Genomic DNA, 18,774 nt, shown 5'->3' with positions numbered 1-18,774 from the left:
ACCCACACTTTGCAAGGGGGACTTAGAGGGATGATCCCTAACTAGCAGCTGCAGCCATCTTTTTCCGCCCCGCCAAAATCAACCTGCGTCGGGTAATCATTATCGAAGCAGGAAAGGCATAGCCCGCCTTTGTAATCATCTTTGTTGTGACCACCAATGGAAGTGATTAAGCCCTCCGGTGACAAGAATGCCAAGGAATCGGCATTAATCTCTTCGCACATTTCCGCAATGGACTTGTACGACGCGATGAGATCGCGGCGGTCTGGGGTATCAATGCCGTAGAAGCAAGGATTCTTGAAGGGCGGCGATGTAATCCGCACGTGAACCTCTACGGCTCCCGCTTCACGGAGCAGATTGACGATCCGCCGTGAAGTTGTTCCACGCACGATGGAATCATCGATCATGACAACACGTTTGCCATCGACCACACTGCGCACGGCGCTTAGCTTCATTTTCACACCTTGCTCACGCAGCTCTTGGCTCGGCTGGATGAAGGTCCGGCCTGTATACTTATTCTTGATGAGCCCAAGCTCATAAGGAATGCCCGTCTGCTCCGCAAATCCAATCGCTGCCGAGATACTTGAATCCGGTACACCAGTTACGAGGTCAGCATCTACGAAAGCTTCTAATGCCATTCGGCTACCCATCCGCTTACGGGCGGTGTGCAGGTTAGCGCCATTCATATCACTGTCTGGGCGAGAGAAGTAAATATACTCCATCGCGCATAGCGCTTTACGTTTTGGCTCGGTAAAACGGTCCTCTAACAGGCCATTTTTATCAAGCACGAGCAGTTCGCCAGGTTCGATATCGCGGACTAACTGTGCTCCGATAACTTCTAAGGCGCAAGATTCGGAAGCAAAAATATAGGCGTCGCCGATCCGTCCCATTACAAGCGGACGCAAACCATGGGAATCCGAAGCGACAATTAATTTGTCATTCGTCATAAGCAGAAAAGCAAATCCGCCAACCAGTTGTTTTAGCGCATCCTTAGCCGCTTCAACAAAATCCTTAGACGAACGCGCAATCAGATGCGCCAGCACTTCTGTATCACTTGTGGTTTGGAAGATCGATCCGCTTTGCTCAAGCTGTTTACGAATCAACGGTTCATTTACTATGTTACCGTTTGTAGCAATCGCCAAATCACCGTCACGATATTTGAATACGAGCGGCTGTGCATTAGTTAAGCGGCTGTCTCCGCTGGTGGAATAACGTACATGCCCGATGGACATGTCTCCAACCAGTGAGGCAATTTTGTCCTTGTCGAATACTTCTTTTACTAACCCCATCCCGCGGTGATAGTTGAAATCACGACCATCTGCTACGCAGATGCCCGCACTTTCTTCCCCACGGTGCTGTAAGGCGTGCAAGCCGTAATAAGACATGGACGCCGCTTCCGGGTGTCCGAAGACCCCGAAAACGCCGCATTCTTCTTTTAATGTGTCAAAAATATCTCCCGAACCCGTTCCTTCATTGTAAAAGTCACCAGTCCACAGGATAGGAGTCTCCTGCTCTTTCCCGGTCTTTATTTCATAAGACATGGAATAGCATCCTCCCAAACGAATTTCAATTCTGCTACAGCTTCATCTAATACGGATGCACCGTCCAGATTTACGCGCAGTCTGTCTCCACCTACAGTTCCGATGATTTCCACTGGAACGCCGCTGGCAGCAATCGCTGCTTTCAGCTCTTCCGCACGTTCAGGCGCTGCCGTCAGCACGATACGTGATTGGCTCTCACTGAACAATGCTATATCGGATCTAAGTCCATTAGCAGAAAGTTCAACGTTCGCACCAACACCGCCACTGATACAGCTTTCTGCAAGTGCTACAGCAAGGCCGCCTTCGGACAAGTCATGTGCCGAACGCACCAGACCACCGCGAATCGAGCTAAGCACTGCGCTCAGCAGTTTTTTCTCAGTAGCCAAATCCAATACTGGAGGACGGCCTTCCGTTACACCATGAACGGCATATTGAAATTCACTACCACCAAGCTCAGCTTTTGTTACGCCTAGCAAAAGGATGGAATCTCCTTCTTGTTTGAAGCCTTGAGTCGTAATATGATCCGTATCCGTTACTAAACCAACCATGCCGACAACCGGCGTTGGGTAAATGGATCCCGTAGTATTTTCGTTATAAAGACTGACATTCCCGCCGATAACCGGAGTATCCAGCACACGACAAGCTTCAGCCATACCATCAACCGCACGCTCCATTTGCCAGAACACATCAGGTTTCTCAGGGTTTCCGAAGTTTAAGTTATCTGTAATAGCTAGCGGTTCAGCACCGGAACAAACGATGTTACGTGCCGCTTCGCTGACTGCAATCCGTCCGCCCACTTCAGGATCAAGATAAACGTAACGACCGTTACAGTCCGTAGTCATCGCGAGTCCTTTACGTGTACCATGAATGGTAACTACAGCCGCATCAGATCCAGGTCGAACAGCCGTACTAGTCCGCACCATGTAATCATATTGGTTGTATACCCAAGCTTTGCTTGCTACGGTTGGTGATCCAAGAACAGTACGAAGTGCGCCGCCTAGATCTGTAACTTCCGCGTAACGAAGCGTATCTACCGATTCATTTTCTACATAATAAGCAGGAACCTCAGATGGTTTGTTGTAGACTGGACACTCATCAACAAGCGCTGTTACTGGCATGTCACCAACAACCTCACCGTGATGATATAGCTTCAAGCGACCATCATCCGTTACTTTACCGACCTTACAGCAGATTACACCCCAGCGATCAAAGATCTCTTGCGCCTGAGCTTCATCCTTCGGTTCTACTACAAACAACATCCGTTCTTGCGATTCCGAAAGCATCATTTCATAAGGGGTCATGCCGTCTTCACGTTGTGGCACCTGATCAAGATACAGCTCCAAACCATTACCAGCTTTACTTGCCATCTCTGCACTAGAGCAGGTAAGTCCAGCCGCACCCATATCCTGAATCCCAATAACGATGCCGCTGTCGATTAACTCTAGACAAGATTCCATAACAAGCTTCTCCATAAATGGATCGCCTACTTGTACAGCTGTACGTTTTGCTTCGGACTCTTCACTTAGTTCAACGGATGCAAAAGTAGCCCCATGAATCCCATCACGTCCAGTAGGAGGACCTACGTAGAAGACTGGGTTTCCTACACCTTTAGCGACACCACGCTGGATTTTATCATGATCAATTAGACCGACACACATTGCGTTAACAAGCGGGTTACCGTCATAGCTATCATCGAACATGATTTCGCCGCCCACGGTTGGAATCCCGATACAGTTACCATAACCAGCAATACCAGACACGACATGCTCGAACAAATATTTCACGCGATCGCTTTCCAGCTTGCCGAAACGCAAGGAATTCAGCAATGCGATAGGTCTTGAGCCCATGGAAAAAATATCACGAATGATACCACCTACGCCTGTTGCCGCACCTTGAAAAGGTTCTACCGCAGAGGGGTGGTTATGACTTTCGATTTTGAATACAACCGCTTGGTTGTCTCCGATATCTACAATCCCTGCGCCCTCGCCGGGTCCCATCAGGACACGTGGTCCAGTAACTGGGAAACGTTTCAACAATGGCTTAGAGTTCTTGTATGCACAGTGTTCGGACCACATTACGCTGAATACGCCAATTTCAGTATAGTTCGGCAAACGTCCCATAAAAGACTTGATGAGCTCATATTCGCTGTCCGACACACCGAATTGGCTGTAAATTTTCTGCTCTGCGATCTGTTCTGCGGTCGGTTCCTTAACGGATACTTGCTGCGTCATGACGATCCCTCCAAGTCTTCAGTATAGATGTGAACATTCGTTTGCCATCTTCAGATCCGAGCAAGCTGTTAGCTGCACGCTCAGGGTGAGGCATCATGCCGACTACATTCCCCTGCACATTACTAACACCCGCAATATCAGCTACAGAGCCGTTAGGATTATCGCTATATGTGAACACAATCTGATTGTTAGCTTTCAGTTCTGCTAAAGTCTCTTCATCACAGTAGTAGTTTCCTTCGCCGTGAGCGATTGGGATGATGATTTCTTCATCCTTAGCATAATCAATAGTAAATGGGGTTTCGTTATTAACAACCTTAAGCACTGTATCATGACAACGGAACTTCATGGACATGTTACGACGCAGCGCGCCTGGCAACAAACCAGCCTCAGTAAGAATTTGGAACCCATTGCAAATGCCTAGCACGAATTTCCCTTGCTCTGCTGCTTTAGCAACTTCAGCCATTACAGGAGCAAATCTTGAAATCGCGCCGCAGCGCAGGTAATCACCATATGAGAATCCGCCTGGAACCAAAATGCAATCATACGCCGACAAATCTGTCGCTGTATGCCACACATAATCGACTGGTTCACCGAGACTGTCCTCTACCGCCTTGTAGCAATCAATATCACAGTTAGAGCCTGGGAAGACAAGTACAGCAAATTTCATGTCGTTTAGTCCTCCAATTCGTAGCGGTAATCCTCGATCACCGTGTTGGCAAGTAGCTTTTCGCACATTTCCTTGAGTCGCAGTTCTGCTTCAGCACGGTTATCCGTGTCCAAAGTCAGCTCCATATATTTCCCAATACGCAAACTTTCAACTTCTTGAAAACCTACCGAATGAAGTGCTCCTTGCACTGCTACACCTTGTGGATCGAGAACGCTCTTCTTAATGGTGACATATACCGTCGCTTTTAACATATGCTTGTAGTTCCTCCTAAATTTTTATGTGTATATACTTTCTGAAAGCTGAAACTCTACTAAAAGTAACTCTAGCTTTAAAAACATACACTTCATTTATTCCCATGAGTAAACACACAATGTTGAGCTATAAAGATTTACCAGTAAGACGATGATAAATGTCCAGATAACGGCGCGTTGTTTCTTCAACTACTTCTAGTGGAAGTGGTTCAGGTTTGCTATTTTTATCCCAGGAGGATGCAGATAGATACGTACGAACAGGTTCTTTATCCATACTATCAATTTCGATATCAAGAGCGTATTTGTCCTTGGCCCAGAAACGTGAAGCATCCGGCGTAAAAATCTCATCAATCAGAATCACCTTGCCATCCAGCAAGCCGAATTCAAATTTACAATCTGCTAGAATGATTCCCCGCTCAGCACAATACTCTCTGGCAAAAGAGAACAATTGCAAGCTCTTCTCCTGCAGCTCGAGTGCCAGATCAGCACCGATTAGCTCCTGCATTGTTTCAAAAGGAATATCCTCATCATGACCTACATCGTTTTTAGCCGCAGGGGTAAAGATTGGCTGTGCCAGCAGCGCATTTTTGCGCAAGTTCTTAGGAAGCTCAATACCATTCACTTTGCCAGTTTCTTGATACTGTCTCCAGCCCCCACCGGTGATGCACCCACGCACAACACATTCGATATCGATGCGCTCCGCTTTGCGTACCACCATAACACGGTTTCTGAGAGCTTCCTTGTCCTTAACGATGTCTCCGAGCAGATCCACATCGATATGAACGACATGATTCTCCATTAGCTCTTTAGTCTTTCCGAACCAGAACGCACTCAGACGGTTAAGCACATTGCCCTTTTCAGGTACCGCTGGGTCCAGCACATAGTCAAAAGCAGATATCCGATCCGTGACGACGATCAGTACATTCTCCCCTAAATCGTATAGCTCACGAACCTTCCCTTTATAGAGCAGCGGCGCATTGATGAGTTCCACGGCTGTGGATACGGCCGACGATGTCATGACCTTTCCTCCCTTGAACTAATGATCTTCCTAAGTTGGGCTGGTCTAGGAGGAAGCACTTCCGAGGAATGTTCGGACTTCCGATCGCTGTTATCCTCAGATTTCTTGATTTGAACCGCTTCTCGCGGTAGAAATCCGAGGATAAAGGCGAACGCTACGCTTCTACAGTTCCAAACTTCCTCTACAGTGCTCCCCCATCCAGCTTTGCATTTATTGCAGCGTTCCTTAGTTCACCACTAACTTATCTTTTTAGGATCTCTAAGGTCTCATTCCGAGGAATTCGTTCCTTATCGACCCAACCATTAACGCACCTATTTTTTAGAGCAGCTCTAGCTTGCGGAAGATGGTGTCCACATGCTTAAGGTGCCAAGAAGGGTTAAATGCATCTTCAATTTCTTCTGGGGTAAGAACGTTAGTGATCTCAGGTGTAGCTTCCACGATATCACGGAATTGTTTTTGCTCTTCCCAAGCTTGCATAGCACGCGGTTGAACGGTATCGTATGCTTGCTCACGGCTAAGGCCTTTATCGATCAGTTTGGTCAAGATCCGACCGGAGAAAGGAACACCGAACGTACGGTTCATGTTACGCTTCATATTCTCTGGGAATACAGTCAGGTTCTTCACAATGTTTCCAAAACGGTTCAGCATGTAGTTGAGCAGCATTGTCGCATCCGGAAGGATGATACGTTCCACAGAGGAGTGCGAAATATCGCGTTCATGCCAGAGTGGCACGTTCTCGTAAGCTGTAACCATATGTCCGCGAATGACGCGGGACAGACCGGAAATGTTCTCGCAGCCGATCGGATTACGTTTATGCGGCATAGCGGATGAACCCTTTTGACCTTTGGCAAAGGCTTCTTCCACTTCACGAATCTCACTCTTTTGCAGAGCGCGGATTTCAGTAGCGAATTTGTCTAACGATGTCGCTACCAAAGCAAGAGCAGCCATGTATTCAGCATGACGGTCACGCTGTAACGTTTGTGTAGAAATTGGAGCTGGGCTTGTGCCGAGCTTGCGGCAAACGAATTCTTCTACGAAAGGATCGATGTTAGCGTACGTACCAACGGCACCGGAGATTTTTCCGAACTGTACACCGTTCGCAGCATGGCGGAAACGCTCCAGGTTACGTTTCATTTCTTCGTACCATAGAGCCATTTTCAGACCAAAGGTAGTTGGCTCGGCATGAACACCATGCGTACGGCCCATCATCGGTGTATCCTTGTAAGCAATAGCTTTATCTTTAAGGATCGCAATAAAGTTGATGATATCCTTCTCTAGAATTTCATTCGCTTGACGCAGCAAGTAACCTAGCGCTGTATCTACCACGTCAGTAGAAGTAAGACCGTAGTGAACCCATTTGCGCTCTGCGCCAAGACTCTCGGAAACCGCACGTGTAAATGCGATAACGTCGTGGCGAGTCTCTTGTTCTATTTCATCAATGCGTGCGATGTCGAATTTAGCGTCCTTACGCAGTTTAGCTGCATCTTCGTGCGGGATTACTCCCAGCTCAGCCCATGCTTCGCAAGCGCAAATTTCAACTTCCAGCCACGCCTTGAATTTATTTTCCTCCGTCCAAATAGCTCGCATCTCAGGTCTGCTGTAACGTTCGATCATATTCTTTAGTTCCTCCAAAGTTTAGATTGCTCCACCCAGGACAAGCCGTCTCCGGTATCCTTGCAGAGCAGATTGATATGGCCCATCTTGCGGCCGGTCTTACTCTCAGTCTTGCCATATATATGAAGCTTAGGTACAACACCCAGCTTATTATCTTTTTCGTCCTGTGTACAGGTCGCTTTAATCGCGCCATCCAAATGCTGGCCTAGTACATTTACCATAACTACAGGTGTCAAAAGCGTTGTATCGCCTAGCGGCAGATTACAAATCGCCCGGACATGCTGCTCGAACTGTGAGGTCGCGCAAGCGTCCATGGTGTAATGCCCGGAGTTATGCGGTCTTGGTGCTAACTCATTGACGTACAATTGTCCGTCCTCTGTGACGAACATTTCTACTGCCAGCAGTCCAACCGCATCAAGTCCAGCGATTAATGTCTCTGCCAATTCGCATGCTCTCCGCTGAATGTCCTCTGCCACTCTTGCAGGCACAATGGACAGATGTAAAATATTATTTACATGAATATTTTCCGAGGGTGGGAAGCTCTTAACCTCACCAGAAGCACTGCGTGCAGCAACAACGGATATTTCACACTTAAAAACTACAAACTTCTCAAGCACCAGCTCCGGCACAACGGCTCCGGGTGCTACTTGCCGGAAGGCTTCTTCCAGCTCTTCTACCTGACGGATCACGGCTTGTCCCTTGCCGTCATAACCGCCTGTGGCTGTCTTCAGCACACAGGGTAGTCCAAGTTCAGCCGCCGCCACTTTCAGCTCCGCAAGGCTATCCACCTTCCGGTACGGGGCGACGGGTACGCCTGCCGCCTCGATGGCGGCTTTTTCGCGCAGCCGATGCTGCGTCGTATACAGCAGCGCGCTGCCCTGCGGCACGTACGATTCCTCCGTCAGCAGCGCGGCAACGCCCGCGTCAACGTTCTCGAACTCGTACGTGATGACGTCCGAGCGGCGGGCTAGCTCCCGCGCCGCGTCCCGGTCGTTATACGCCGCTGTAATCTGCGGCGTGACTTGACCGCTAGGCGCATCCGGCGCAGGGTCCAGCGCCACGAAGCGGTAGCCCATGGCGCTGCCAGCCAGCGCCATCATGCGCCCGAGCTGCCCGCCGCCGAGCACGCCGACGGTCGCGCCGGGCAGTAGCGTCCGGACGGTGTCCGTGCCGGACGCATCCATGGCGGCTGGCGAAGTAACGCCGCCAGCCTCCTGCAGCTTCAGCTCCTCCGGTCTCATAAGCTGTCGCTGCTTTCAAGGACTTCGTCGCGGATCGCATCCCGCCGCAGCTGCGCGCGCTGCTGCACTTCTGGATCGAATGCTCCGATAATCTGTGCAGCCAGGAGGCCTGCATTAATGGCTCCTGCCTTACCAATGGCTACCGTTGCCACTGGAATGCCTCCTGGCATCTGCACGATGGAGAGAAGCGAATCCAGCCCATTAAGCGCCTTCGACTGCACTGGCACTCCAATCACAGGCAGGATCGTCTTTGCAGCCACCATACCCGGCAAATGCGCTGCACCACCCGCTCCTGCAATAATGACGCGAATACCCCGGCCCGCGGCTTCCTCCGCATAGCTGAACATCAAGTCCGGCGTCCGGTGCGCAGATACTACCTTCTTCTCATAAGATAATCCCAGCTCTTCAAGCACCGCACAAGCGTGCTCCATCGTATCCCAATCCGATTTACTGCCCATGATAACAGCTACCTGCACAGACATGATTCGACCTACCTTCCAGTCACTAGTATGGATATCTTTATCTTGTAAATTCGAATAAAAAAAGCCCGATGACCAGACGCATTTTGCTGCGGGAGGATCGGACTAGTAAAGAAATTAGGAAAAAATAATCCGCGTGCCTATCATTAGGCTGCATTAAGCGCGGAAAATGGCATAATGCATCATTCCGTTACCCGGACCGCATTGCCGCATTCTATCATCCTATTTCCTCGTAGTCCGGTAATTTACGGTTCCCGGGTAGAAACTTCCGGGCCATATCCCCGGTTTTATACGAGTTGCTCATGACATCAGTTTAACAATCCCCTACACAGGATGTCAACTCAAACACGAACATTGGTAAATTCCGATTAATAATCGTTCGCTTTTAGGCGTATTTAATTTCTCAATAACCACTTATTTTGATGATAAAGACTTCTTTCCGTACACTATTAGCTCTAACAACAGATGTTATATTAACTGTAGAATAGGCTTCATGGAAATACATATAATTCCTCTACTGGATATGAATTTAGTCATTTCGTTTCTTATTAATGAAAAAAGGAACGCCATAAGCGTCCCTTTTAACTTTATATTATTTTACAACCAGCACTGGAATGCGGGCGCTTTGTACTACATTGTGGCTCACACTTCCCAGAACAAACTCACGTATTCCGCCAAGGCCGCGGCTGCCGATAACAATTACATCTATAGCATGTTCTTTAGCATATTTCAAAATCACTTCAGCGGGAGATCCTTGTAATAGCTCAACCTCAGCATTCAAGCCTTCAGCCTCAAGGCGTCCCTTCACCTCTTCAGTAGTCTGCACTGCTAAATCATAATATTCTTTATTTACTGAAGCCGGTAGTGGTGCTAGAGCTTCTCCGATAAAAAATCTTGGGAATTCAAATGCGTGAACGACATGCATCGTAGAGCCCGGAGTTACTTTTGCGAGTTCAATTGCGCGCTCCAATGCTTGATTAGAAGCCTTAGATCCATCATAGGCGAGTAAAATTTTAGAGAATAACATGTACGCCACCTCTTTTTCTAGTTTGTAATCATTAAGACTATCACCTTAAAAAATAGCTGTACAAAAAGATATTCAGCAACAGAAGTAACGGAATTCCGATCCTAAAGGACATATGTCGCGTCTTGTGGCGCTTACGATACATGGCAATCAGCACGCCTAGTGCCCCGCCCATAGCTGCCAGCAGAAAAAGTGTCTTCTCAGGTACACGTTCTCGCCGTTTACGGGCTTTGTTCTTGTCTTCGGACATCACTACATATCCGATAATATTAATTACCACAAACCACAACATTATAACCTTGACCATTCTCCCGGGCTCTCCTCCTTGCTTCCTATCTATCTCTATTATATTCCTCTTTTTCACAAAAAACCAATCATCCTTACACGCTCTGATAACTTCGCTTCCCCCTCTTTCTTTTCACTGCTTCGCATCCTTCATCCATATCCATGACAACACCGCAGCCAGCGCCGCCGCAATTCCACCCAGCCAGAACCCTCCGGTCAAGCCATAAAGAGCGCTCATCCAGCCTGCCACGAATGGCCCAGCCGACATACCTATTGCATAAACCGCCTGATAGAAGCCCATAGCTGTTGCACGCTTATATGGATCTACTTCTGACACCGACTTGCCTAGCAACAATGGAAAAATAAGTCCCTGCATAAATCCGTTTCCTACCTGAGTCAGACAGAGCGTCGCTAGCGTCGGCATTGAAGGAATAAGAAGTGTAAACAATGCACTTCCCGCGAAGCCTAAGAGAAGCGTACCCCGGTCTCCTAGCAGCCTACCAAATGTCCGTGAGCCATAGAGGGTCGCGACAGCATGCGGAATCATAAAAGCGAGCGTCAGCCAGCCCAAGCTTTCTTTACTTGCTCCGATATTCAGAGCTTGGTTTGGCGTATATCCGAACATCGTGATGAATAGCACACAGTGTGCCAACACTGACAACAGAGAAACTCTTACCAGAAGTGGCTCCTTCATAACACCCGCCAAGTCCTTGATCTGGATCGCACTTTGCCGTTTCTCCTGTTTTTGTTCAGGCAGCCGCAGCGCAAGCAGCAGCGCCGCAATCGCTACAATTCCTCCAATCAGAAACGGGGTATTCCAGCCCCAATGCTCCACCATATAGCCACTGATCATCATACTGGTCAATTGGGCGATTACCGTAGTGAATTGCAGCATGCCCATTGCTTTTCCAGCTTCCTCTTTTGGGAAATACCCTGCGAACATCACAGTGTACACAACCCATGCGGAAGCCGCTATACCGGATACTGCACGTGCTGCCAATGCCCAACCAGGCTGTGCTCCCCACATAAAAAGAAAGCAGCTGGCTCCGCTCGCAATCAGTCCCAGATAGATAAACGGACGCCGCCGATTCAAATAATCCGAACCGATGCCAATCGGCAGTCGAAACAGAATCTGCATTAGCCCATATACGCCAAGCACTATGCCCACCATAAAATACGATGCTCCCAAATGCTCCACATAAGGGGAAAGCACCGGAACATAAATATAAGAAGAGAACCAAAACATAAATACAATAACGAGAAAGAAAAACTTACTGCCTCCCTGCCCCTCTGGGCTACCTGCTGCTTTTAGTTGATCCACTTGTTGTTCAGCTGCCACCCTAATCACCTGCTCTATGTATTTGCTTAACATTCTAATTCAAAGCCTATCTGTAGACCACAAAAACTTACGTGGACAGAAAAAAGGGCTACTGAGTACACTCAGCAGCCTTTTTATTACGATACATGCGATCCTTTTTACTTATCCTTCTTTTGCCCTTCAAGCGCTGCTTTCAGCAGTTCCCCAAGGTTAGAACCAATGCTTTCTTGCTTACTATATTGCTGTACCAGCTTTTGCTGTTCGCGTTTATTCACATGCTTATGATCCTTATCCAAGGTTTCTGTGATTCCACAGCCCAAACATTGTACGAACAAGCCTGCTTTACCCTCTTTAAGCTCCATTTTCTTATGGCACTGTGGACAGCGGCGATTCGATAGTCTTTTCTCTCCGGCACGGGTATAACCACAGTTATCTGCTGGGCATACAAGCAGCTTGCCACGTTTGCTCTTTTTCTCCAGCAGTCTTGTACCGCATTCCGGACAGTTACTGTTCGAGACATTATGCGGTTTATATTCTGCTCCACTAGTTTTGACGCCAGTTACCAGCTCCTGTGCCATACTGCGGATGCCTTGCAAGAAGAGCTCCGGCTTGCCTTGACCACGCGCTATTTTCTCCAGCTCGGCTTCCCAGCGCGCGGTTAGATCTGGTGTCCGGAGCTGTGTGGATACCAACTCAATAAGCTGCTTGCCTTTACCAGTCGGATGCAGCAGATTCCCTTGGCGTTCAATGGTGTCGGAGCTAACCAGCTTCTCGATAATATCCGCGCGGGTTGCCGGGGTTCCAAGGCCATGCTTCTCCATTTGCGTCAACAGCGAAGCTTCATTATAACGCTTCGGTGGCTGTGTTCGTCCAGGACGAACCATGCAGCGGCCAATCGTGACAGTTGCTCCTTCGCGCAGCTCAGGTAGCTTCACACTCCCAGCTGCTGGCTCGTCCGATGGTTCCTCGTCATCATCGTTACTCATATCTCCGCCGTACACTTCACGCCAACCGGCATCTTTTACCGTCGTCCCTTTGACATGGAAGCTTTCGCCTTCCACGTTGACGGTGACAGCTACCGTATCATAGCGAGCTGGTGGGTAGAACAAGCTGATAAAACGCCGCACGATCAAATCATACAGCTTACGTTCTTCAGTACTCAAACCATTTAACAATACGGTCTGCTCTGTCGGAATAATAGCATGGTGATCGCTTACTTTGCTATCATCCACGATCCGCTTCGTAATCGGCAGCGGTTTGCGAAGCAGTGGACGTGCCAAAGCTGCATATGGGCCGACAGCTACACTGTCTAATCTTTCCTTGAGTGTGCCCGTCATATCTGATGTTAAGTAACGACTGTCCGTACGCGGGTAAGTGACAAGCTTGTGCTGCTCATATAACCGCTGAAGCACACTAGAGGTCTGCTTCGCGGAGAAGCCGAACTTCCGGTTCGCATCACGCTGCAATTCAGTCAGATCATAAGCGAGTGGATGAGGTTCACTCTTCTCACTCTTCTGTACCTTAATAATACGGCCGCTGCGTCCAGTAAGCTTATCCTTTAGACTTGCCGTCTTATCCTTTTCAAATATCCGACCATCGCCGTTACTGGCCCGCCATGCCGCTTGGAAATCTCCAAAATCAGCAGTCAGCGTCTCAAAATCAACGGAACGGAAACCCGTAATCTCCTGTTCACGATCCATGATCATCCCTAATGTCGGCGTTTGTACCCGCCCTGCGGAGAGCGGCGAACCGAACTTACATGTCAAAGCTCTCGTGACATTCAGTCCAATCATCCAATCCGCCTCTGCGCGGCAACGTGCAGATTCATACAGACGATCAAAATCGCGACCTGGGCGGAGCTTTGCGAATCCCTCTTTAATCGCCTTATCAGTCTGCGAGGATATCCACAGCCGCCGGAATGGCTTTTTCCACCCCGCCATATTCATAATCCAACGTGCCAACAGCTCTCCTTCACGAGCAGCATCCGTTGCTACCACAAGCTCCTCAATATCCTGACGCTTCATTAGGTGCTGAACAGCTTTATATTGCTGGTTGGTCTCACGCAGCACCTTCAGCTTTGCCTTCTCCGGCAAAATAGGCAGATCCTCCAAAGCCCAAGTTGCAAACTTTTTATTATAATCTTCAGGCTCTGCCAGGCCGACTAAATGACCCAGTGCCCAGGTAACCACATATTTTGGACCTTCAATATAGCTTTTCTGTTTATTATTACATCCCATGACTCGTGCGATCTCGCGTGCAACAGACGGCTTCTCCGCCAATACTAATGTCTTCATAATGCTCCCCTTTCCACATCAAATTTCATTATAGCATTAAATGAATGATAGCAAATATCGTCAGGCCTTACCGGGTCACTCCGTTATAAACTAAATAATATCTGATACCCGAAAGGAGTCATAGTCAATGAATGAACAAGAAAGCTATAATATAGTACCTATAGGTTGGGTTACAGGTACGCCACGTAATTTACGACTGGAAATCAAACCGGAATTTAGCCCGGCGCTTAAAGGTTTATCTCAATTTAGTCATTGCCAAGTGCTTTGGTGGCTGCACGAGTTTGCAGATGATCAATTCCGCCAGACTACACAGATTCAACCACCTTATGACGAAACATTAACTGGAGTATTCGCTTCCCGTTCCCCTATTCGACCTAATCCAATTGGGCTTAGTGTAGCAGCAACCCTGTCTGTCGATGAAGCTTCTGGCATCGTAGAGGTGGCTGGACTTGATGCCTATCCTGGTACACCAATTCTCGACATCAAAGCTTATTTTCCTAGTGCCGATCGCGTAATGGAAGTGACCGTTCCCGATTGGGCTGCTAATTGGGGAGACTGGACAACAAATAATTGAAGTCATCGTGTTGGACACCATTTCTAACTGTTATGGGAGGGCATCTCTTGAACAATCGCCAACTAATCATTCAAGCATTAGATCTCATTGAGGATCGCTTAAACACGCTTCTTCCTGTAGCTGTCCTTTCCAAAGAAATGGGATACTCACTTTATCATTTCACCCGCCTATTTCAAGCAGTCACTGGGATAGCACCCGGCGACTATATAGCCAGACGCAAAATCACTGAAGCAGCCTTGGACATTCACCGAATGCCAGAACGCTCACTCCAGGACATCTCATTAGACTATGACTTTAGTAACTATGAGACCTTTACTCGTGCCTTCAAAAGAATGCTGCACACGACTCCCTCTCTTGTTCGAAAAAGAATTAATAAAACGAAACTCCCTTTGTTGCCTAGACTATATGAACAGGATCTACTTCAAGTCCCTTCTTATAGCGATCTTTCCCCCCACCTCGTTGATTTCGGGAAAATTATACTTCAAGGACCCGTAGTTAAAATAGACCATGATTTCTCCGTCATTTCTGATACTTGGCCTTTGCTTTTCAGTAAGGTAGATACTATATCTGATAGGATACAACCTGAAAAATATTATCAGCTTGGCTTCTGGCCAGACGACTATGAGAGTAACGGTTTTTCGATCATGTGTGCCTGCGAACTTAATCCTATAAATGCAGACCACAATCAGACCTTCCCCCTTCAGATCTTACCACCTATACGTTATCTTAAATTCATCCATAAAGGCCGCTCTTGTGATATCCCTTCTACATATAAATATATCTACGGAATCTGGCTGCCGAAAACTGAATACAGGATGTCCATTCCATTCGAGTTGGAATTTTATGGTGAATTGTACCTTGGACCAGATAACGAAAACTCGGTGAGTGAAATCTACATTCCGTTAGAATTTTTACAAGAAGAGACTACGTTGTCGTCTTTTATAAATGACAACCGTTTCTCTTAGAAATATAAAGATATTATAGTTGTTTAGCTTATAAATTCTTATCTTTTAACAAAAAGCCCGTATCTGCTATGCAGACACGGGCTTTTTTTGCTTATGGGATTAATAGTTACTCTTGCTCCACCTGAATCGTTTGTTCAAGCTCCGGATAATAATGTTTAACTTGTTTTCCTTCTTCATCTCTTAATGCTTTATGGCTCTCATCAATGGAGTAAGTAAACGGCTTAACTGTAATTGTTTTTGGTGTTTGTGGGAACGGACTGAAATCTTTGTCTACCATAGGATAGACTATAGCCGGCAAGTTGAATGACCCACTCGAAGAAAATGCATTGCCTAGTTCATCAACAATTTCATAGAACATTTCAGAGGTTGTGTATCCATCCTTTTCTTTCACAGTTGGCGCTTTACCTTCTTCGCTGAGCTGTAATCTGCTTGTGGCTGGAGTTAATTCCAGCTTGGTAATCGTATAACTGAATTCTTCTGCCTCTTTTGTTTGGTTCAGATCAAGCTTGATAATTCCTTCCGTTACTTTTTTCACCGGCACCTTGATTTCAAAAGGCTCTGCGATTTGTGTAACCGGCACAGTGATGCTTAATTCAAATTCATTCCCCAAAGCCTCTACATTATTTAGATTTCTATAATCGTATAAAATAGCATTCTTTTTACCCTCAACATCGCCAAAAGACGACATTTGGCTCTCCAAATTCTTTCCATTCGGCAATTTCACTTCTGCTGAACCCAACAACCCTTTTTCGGACTGGTTCATTGTCACTTTCGCATACTGCTGTTCTTTTACCGCTGGATCGAATTCAATCGGTTCAATAATCATTTCTGCCATCATCTTATCCTTATCAATGCCTTCCCGTTCAATCGCAAAAGCCAACCGCGAGCCGTCATAATAGGCATCGGTAACCTTCAAGGTCACTCCATCATGGGTAACGCTTTGGTTAGGCGCAGTAGATAATCCTTTTTCTTCAGCAGCATTTAGACCTTTATCGTCAATCCCCTTAAAAATACTTCCTACAACAGGAATCTGCTTTAACGTTTCAGCCATGACTGGGGATATAAATCCGCTACCGATTATTCCCGCACCCAACGCTGCTGCTGCCGCGGCAGCCACCAATGATTTTTTCAGAAACTTATTCCCACTTTTTCTTGACGCTCGCTTTTCCATTCCCTCGTCTCCTATTCGCTTCATAATTGAATCACTGAAACTGTCTACCGGCATTTCATGATTATGGAATGTTTGACGAATGTGCTCCATCTTCTGACTTTCAGTTGGATCTTGCCATTTCTCCATGAGGGCTTCCTCCTTCATTCATTCTTTGCCGGACTAACTTTTTGCGTAGACGTTCAAATTTCTTGCGTAAAGTAGCTGAATTACAATCCATAATCTGACCCATTTCTTCAAAACTGTACTGCTCTACTACCTTAAGAATCAGAAGATTGCTCTCTTCAGCTGTCAGATCATCCATAAATAACTTCTGCAATGGCTCCTCATCGTTAGGATTATAATAGGCTTTCGGCTGCTGCTCTTTATATAGCGACAACAGACGGTTTCTTCGTTTGCGTTTGCGAACCTGATCCAAACAATGATGATAGGCCACTTTATACAGCCATGAATTAAAAGAGACTCGTTTCTCATAACGTCTGAGTTCCTGATACACTTTTACAAATATATCTTGCACAGCATCCTCTGCTTCTTCATGACTTCTCAAAATATAATAGCAATACGTATAAATCTTTCTTTCATAGGCTTGTATTATAGTTCTATAGGCTTCGCGGTTACCCGCAAGAACTTGATCAATAGCCTCTTCAATTATTGTTTGATTCACTTGGACCCCGGGGCTGCGACGTTCCAAAGAATCACCTCCTTGTTATTGACTACAACTATATAACGATTGTGATCCCTTTAATTGTGACAGGCTCAAAAATTTTTCCAAATATGTTATAAACACCATCTGTTTTTCAACAAAAAAAGCGACTCCCCCGATTGATGCTCGGAGAAATCGCTTTTATAATAATATTCCATATTTATAAACTTTTTACTTATTTATATTTTTCAACTCAATACATGCTTCAAAAAATACAATATCACTATTCTGGCCACGGACATATATACCATCATCCGTTACAGCTGAGCGTAAAATAGTCAGTTCATCCCCAAACTTAGCTTCTTGTAGATAAGTAATCCGGAAGCGTGTGAACTCTGCATTATCCCATTCCGCTAAACTGAGTGCATCACAACATAAATCTCCGTATCGGGCATTATTCAGATGTCCGTTGCTATCCAGCCCACTATATCTTACCTGATACCGATAAGCTTCTTCCATAGTAATATCACTAGGGATCGTTACCTTAACAGGCATATCCCCTACTGAATCGCCATTATAGTGCTTAACCTGAACTGGAAGAGCGTTCGGTCTGAGTATCTTTCTCTTCTCAATATCTACTAAAGCCCATATAGAACGCGCTGTGGCAATCTCTATTTGATCTGCATCGAAAATACGATAATCCCGTTGCCATAAAGCCCCTTTAGTACCTTTACTCCAGGTATGTACACTAAGCACATCATTTGGGCGAGGAATACGCTTAAAATCAAGATCTAACGTAATCATCATCCAGCCCATTCCTGCACTCAGAATTTCTTCCACACTTATCCCCAAATTACCCACTGCGAAGTCTGCCGCACATTGCATGATATCCAGAATAAAGGATAACTTACCCTGTGAACGATAATCCGTGTCGCTCGCATGTACAGAAAAATCTTCTATCCACACAAGATTACTACTGTTGTCCATTGTTTATCCTCCTGCCATGCAAAATATCCTTGCATTTACTTGAAGTATCCACATATACCACTGCTCTATCCACATAAATTGGGGACTACTTTCATTTTTGAATATATTTTATTATTTCATCCACATGTTAGTAACTTTTATTTTTTCGTTATTTCCCCATGACTTATCCACATTATTTAAATTAAGCGATAAAGGGAACAAAAAAGCCATTGTTGATAAATCAACAATGGCTTCGTGTGCTTGGCAACGTCCTACTCTCCCAGGACCCTTCGGTCCAAGTACCATCGGCGCTGGAGGGCTTAACGGTCGTGTTCGGGATGGGTACGCGTGGAACCCCTCCGCTATCGCCACCAAACATGCGTCTGTGAAACAGACGCTGCCGCGTGAAATTCGGTTCATCACCAGAAGTGAGAATGAATTTCTAAGCGTGTTACAGGCTTGATGCCTGAAAACTGAATCCGAATTGAATTTGCGTTT

General features: G+C 46.6%; 17 protein-coding genes, 1 rRNA gene and 1 riboswitch. Of the genes, 2 read left to right on the top strand and 16 right to left on the bottom strand.

All coding sequences use genetic code 11. The features are described 5' to 3' along the window. Positions 1–41 precede the first annotated feature (41 nt). From purF to NSS87_RS03250, 12 genes are all read right to left on the bottom strand, one after another. Positions 42–1,538, bottom strand: coding sequence for an amidophosphoribosyltransferase (purF, locus tag NSS87_RS03305; protein ID WP_076286945.1), 1,497 nt, complete (start codon positions 1,536–1,538; stop codon positions 42–44). Continuing rightward, on the bottom strand, positions 1,523–3,769 hold the full coding sequence (gene purL, locus NSS87_RS03300) for a phosphoribosylformylglycinamidine synthase subunit PurL (RefSeq protein WP_339244717.1): 2,247 nt from the start codon (positions 3,767–3,769) through the stop codon (positions 1,523–1,525). The genes purF and purL overlap by 16 nt, the downstream gene beginning before the upstream one ends. Then, positions 3,747–4,436 carry a phosphoribosylformylglycinamidine synthase subunit PurQ gene (gene purQ / locus NSS87_RS03295; protein ID WP_042124034.1) on the bottom strand — a complete coding sequence of 230 codons (690 nt, stop codon included), beginning with the start codon at positions 4,434–4,436 and terminating at the stop codon, positions 3,747–3,749. Before purQ ends, purL begins: the two co-directional genes overlap by 23 nt. Positions 4,437–4,441: 5 nt before the next feature. Then, a complete protein-coding gene (gene purS / locus NSS87_RS03290) occupies positions 4,442–4,687 on the bottom strand; it encodes a phosphoribosylformylglycinamidine synthase subunit PurS (RefSeq protein ID WP_339244715.1) in 246 nt (81 codons plus the stop codon). 127 nt (positions 4,688–4,814) lie between these two features. After that, the gene (locus tag NSS87_RS03285; protein ID WP_339244713.1) at positions 4,815–5,705 is read right to left on the bottom strand and encodes a phosphoribosylaminoimidazolesuccinocarboxamide synthase; all 891 of its coding nucleotides are present in this window, start codon (positions 5,703–5,705) and stop codon (positions 4,815–4,817) included. 318 nt (positions 5,706–6,023) lie between these two features. Continuing rightward, the gene (purB, locus tag NSS87_RS03280; RefSeq protein WP_339244712.1) at positions 6,024–7,319 is read right to left on the bottom strand and encodes an adenylosuccinate lyase; all 1,296 of its coding nucleotides are present in this window, start codon (positions 7,317–7,319) and stop codon (positions 6,024–6,026) included. Positions 7,320–7,324: 5 nt separating this feature from the next. After that, positions 7,325–8,503, bottom strand: coding sequence for a 5-(carboxyamino)imidazole ribonucleotide synthase (gene purK / locus NSS87_RS03275; RefSeq protein WP_339248410.1), 1,179 nt, complete (start codon positions 8,501–8,503; stop codon positions 7,325–7,327). Positions 8,504–8,556: 53 nt separating this feature from the next. Next, positions 8,557–9,042 (bottom strand): 5-(carboxyamino)imidazole ribonucleotide mutase, encoded by a 486-nt coding sequence (purE, locus tag NSS87_RS03270; protein ID WP_042184739.1) that lies wholly within the window; start codon positions 9,040–9,042, stop codon positions 8,557–8,559. A 210-nt stretch (positions 9,043–9,252) separates the two neighbouring features. Beyond that, a riboswitch (purine riboswitch) is annotated at positions 9,253–9,354 on the bottom strand. A gap of 277 nt (positions 9,355–9,631) precedes the next feature. Further along, positions 9,632–10,066 (bottom strand): universal stress protein, encoded by a 435-nt coding sequence (locus tag NSS87_RS03265; protein WP_042184737.1) that lies wholly within the window; start codon positions 10,064–10,066, stop codon positions 9,632–9,634. 40 nt (positions 10,067–10,106) lie between these two features. Further along, positions 10,107–10,370: a DUF1294 domain-containing protein gene (locus NSS87_RS03260; protein WP_042193264.1), complete on the bottom strand. Its 264-nt coding sequence runs from the start codon at positions 10,368–10,370 to the stop codon at positions 10,107–10,109. Positions 10,371–10,481: 111 nt separating this feature from the next. Beyond that, positions 10,482–11,687 carry an MFS transporter gene (locus NSS87_RS03255; RefSeq protein WP_339244708.1) on the bottom strand — a complete coding sequence of 402 codons (1,206 nt, stop codon included), beginning with the start codon at positions 11,685–11,687 and terminating at the stop codon, positions 10,482–10,484. 137 nt (positions 11,688–11,824) lie between these two features. Then, entirely contained in the window at positions 11,825–13,960 is a 2,136-nt protein-coding gene (locus NSS87_RS03250; protein WP_339244706.1) for a DNA topoisomerase 3, read from the bottom strand. 127 nt (positions 13,961–14,087) lie between these two features. Between NSS87_RS03250 and tsaA the strand changes: the two genes are divergently transcribed. Both tsaA and NSS87_RS03240 read left to right on the top strand, forming a co-directional pair. Continuing rightward, positions 14,088–14,534 (top strand): tRNA (N6-threonylcarbamoyladenosine(37)-N6)-methyltransferase TrmO, encoded by a 447-nt coding sequence (gene tsaA / locus NSS87_RS03245; RefSeq protein ID WP_042184734.1) that lies wholly within the window; start codon positions 14,088–14,090, stop codon positions 14,532–14,534. A 47-nt stretch (positions 14,535–14,581) separates the two neighbouring features. Continuing rightward, entirely contained in the window at positions 14,582–15,499 is a 918-nt protein-coding gene (locus tag NSS87_RS03240; RefSeq protein WP_339244703.1) for an AraC family transcriptional regulator, read from the top strand. A 106-nt stretch (positions 15,500–15,605) separates the two neighbouring features. Here the strand turns inward: NSS87_RS03240 and NSS87_RS03235 are convergent, their stop codons facing one another. The 4 genes from NSS87_RS03235 to rrf all read right to left on the bottom strand — a co-directional run bounded on the left by NSS87_RS03235 (position 15,606) and on the right by rrf (position 18,652). Further along, positions 15,606–16,796, bottom strand: a complete 1,191-nt coding sequence (locus NSS87_RS03235) for a DUF4179 domain-containing protein (RefSeq protein WP_339244700.1) — start codon at positions 16,794–16,796, stop codon at positions 15,606–15,608. Next, positions 16,771–17,358: an RNA polymerase sigma factor gene (locus NSS87_RS03230; RefSeq protein WP_042184728.1), complete on the bottom strand. Its 588-nt coding sequence runs from the start codon at positions 17,356–17,358 to the stop codon at positions 16,771–16,773. Before NSS87_RS03230 ends, NSS87_RS03235 begins: the two co-directional genes overlap by 26 nt. 183 nt (positions 17,359–17,541) lie before the next feature. Then, a complete protein-coding gene (locus tag NSS87_RS03225) occupies positions 17,542–18,297 on the bottom strand; it encodes an acyl-ACP thioesterase domain-containing protein (protein WP_339244697.1) in 756 nt (251 codons plus the stop codon). A gap of 238 nt (positions 18,298–18,535) precedes the next feature. Then, positions 18,536–18,652, bottom strand: a 5S ribosomal RNA gene (rrf, locus tag NSS87_RS03220). Positions 18,653–18,774 lie beyond the last annotated feature (122 nt).

The sequence above is a fragment of the Paenibacillus sp. FSL F4-0243 genome, assembly GCF_037963295.1.
Classification (GTDB): domain Bacteria; phylum Bacillota; class Bacilli; order Paenibacillales; family Paenibacillaceae; genus Paenibacillus_AQ.
The sequence above is the reverse complement of the archived record's forward strand: the minus strand, read 5'-3'. Positions and strand labels throughout refer to the sequence as shown.

Excerpts from the sequence above, each read along its gene's own strand:
- purF (WP_076286945.1), bottom strand. The coding sequence starts at position 1,538 with ATGTCTTATGAAATAAAGACCGGGAAAGAGCAGGAGACTCCTATCCTG.
- purL (WP_339244717.1), bottom strand. The coding sequence starts at position 3,769 with ATGACGCAGCAAGTATCCGTTAAGGAACCGACCGCAGAACAGATCGCA.
- purQ (WP_042124034.1), bottom strand. The coding sequence starts at position 4,436 with ATGAAATTTGCTGTACTTGTCTTCCCAGGCTCTAACTGTGATATTGAT.
- purS (WP_339244715.1), bottom strand. The coding sequence starts at position 4,687 with ATGTTAAAAGCGACGGTATATGTCACCATTAAGAAGAGCGTTCTCGAT.
- NSS87_RS03285 (WP_339244713.1), bottom strand. The coding sequence starts at position 5,705 with ATGACATCGTCGGCCGTATCCACAGCCGTGGAACTCATCAATGCGCCG.
- purB (WP_339244712.1), bottom strand. The coding sequence starts at position 7,319 with ATGATCGAACGTTACAGCAGACCTGAGATGCGAGCTATTTGGACGGAG.
- purK (WP_339248410.1), bottom strand. The coding sequence starts at position 8,503 with ATGGATGCGTCCGGCACGGACACCGTCCGGACGCTACTGCCCGGCGCG.
- purE (WP_042184739.1), bottom strand. The coding sequence starts at position 9,042 with ATGTCTGTGCAGGTAGCTGTTATCATGGGCAGTAAATCGGATTGGGAT.
- NSS87_RS03265 (WP_042184737.1), bottom strand. The coding sequence starts at position 10,066 with ATGTTATTCTCTAAAATTTTACTCGCCTATGATGGATCTAAGGCTTCT.
- NSS87_RS03260 (WP_042193264.1), bottom strand. The coding sequence starts at position 10,370 with ATGGTCAAGGTTATAATGTTGTGGTTTGTGGTAATTAATATTATCGGA.
- NSS87_RS03250 (WP_339244706.1), bottom strand. The coding sequence starts at position 13,960 with ATGAAGACATTAGTATTGGCGGAGAAGCCGTCTGTTGCACGCGAGATC.
- tsaA (WP_042184734.1), top strand. The coding sequence starts at position 14,088 with ATGAATGAACAAGAAAGCTATAATATAGTACCTATAGGTTGGGTTACA.
- NSS87_RS03235 (WP_339244700.1), bottom strand. The coding sequence starts at position 16,796 with ATGGAGAAATGGCAAGATCCAACTGAAAGTCAGAAGATGGAGCACATT.
- NSS87_RS03225 (WP_339244697.1), bottom strand. The coding sequence starts at position 18,297 with ATGGACAACAGTAGTAATCTTGTGTGGATAGAAGATTTTTCTGTACAT.